This window comes from Variovorax sp. P4_D9 (genome assembly GCF_056401695.1).
In genome coordinates this window covers 1-1,096 of sequence record NZ_JBFUIU010001538.1, presented here as the reverse complement: position 1 = coordinate 1,096, position 1,096 = coordinate 1, and the positions used below count along the sequence as shown (strand labels likewise).

Genomic DNA, 1,096 nt, shown 5'->3' with positions numbered 1-1,096 from the left:
AATGGTTCGCCGCATGCGAGAGGATGATGTTCGCCCTCAACCCTCCGGCGGAGCTTGTTAAGGGCGCGCCGATTGACATTGGCCTTCAGGAGGCTGTGCGGCTGGCCGATGGGGCACTTGATGAGTTGAGAGCCGCCTTTGGGATTGACAGATCTGCCCGCTGATGACTGAGGCGGCAGTTCGCGAGAAGCGGCCCGGACACATCACGATCTGGACGTTGCAGGTTGAAGCGCCTAGGCGGACATGAAAAAGAGCCCGCGATCAGCGAGGTGCCGAACGTCGGGGTCACACAGCCATAACAAGCAGGGCGTACCCTTAGTTCAGATGGTCCGCTGGCGCTGGTAGAGGCGCTTTGGCAACCCCGCTCACTGAGTGGGGCCTCGATGCCGGCGGCCCGTCGCAATTCATGGGATGCGATGGCTCTTTTGCAGGCACCGCGTGGCGACCCCCGGCTGGCAACGAGTTTCGACGATGCGCGCCTGCTTTTCCACAGGTTTGTCCACTGCCACGGTGGAGAACTTTCCACTTACATTCGACGTCATTCCACGCGATGCCGCCGCGAAGTTGTGCACATTTGTATTAGGTGTAGCGATGGGCATCTGTTCCTGCTTCGATTCCCCCGATTCGGCACCGAACCGGCACGACGGGCGTGGCATGCGCAAGCGCCGCCAAGCACTCTAGATGCGCTTTTTGGTCGAGCCGGAAAGCAGGCGTCTGATCCGCACACTGAGTTTTGCCAGGCGGCCTCTGACAGTGGTCTCGGCCGCCGTCCGAGACCGGTGTGCTTCGCGTTCGTGGCGYAAAGCGGCATTGAGGGCCTTGAGGCTTTGCGGGTTGCGCTTCCAGACCCCGGTAACCGTGAAGTTGCCCCGATTTGACGGCACGAAGTTGGGGATGATGTTGATCTGTTGGGCGCCGATCCGATGCAGGAGCTGGGCACGGTTCCTCGCGACCTTGGGGAAGTCGTCGTGCCTTTCAATGGGCGAACTCAAAGAGACCCTGATCGTTGTTACTGCCGCGAAATGCTCAGCCAAGAATGCGACTGCCTCAACGAGCACACAGCTATGCCGCATCGGGATGGCCGAGGGGTCCGGAG

Annotated in this window: 1 protein-coding gene; it reads right to left on the bottom strand. The window is 60.8% G+C overall.

Annotated elements, in window-relative coordinates; translation table 11 throughout:
* Positions 1–677: 677 nt before the first annotated feature.
* A partial coding sequence (locus AC1DY5_RS56700; RefSeq protein ID WP_478122880.1) for a hypothetical protein occupies positions 678–1,096 on the bottom strand: 419 nt, incomplete at its 5' end.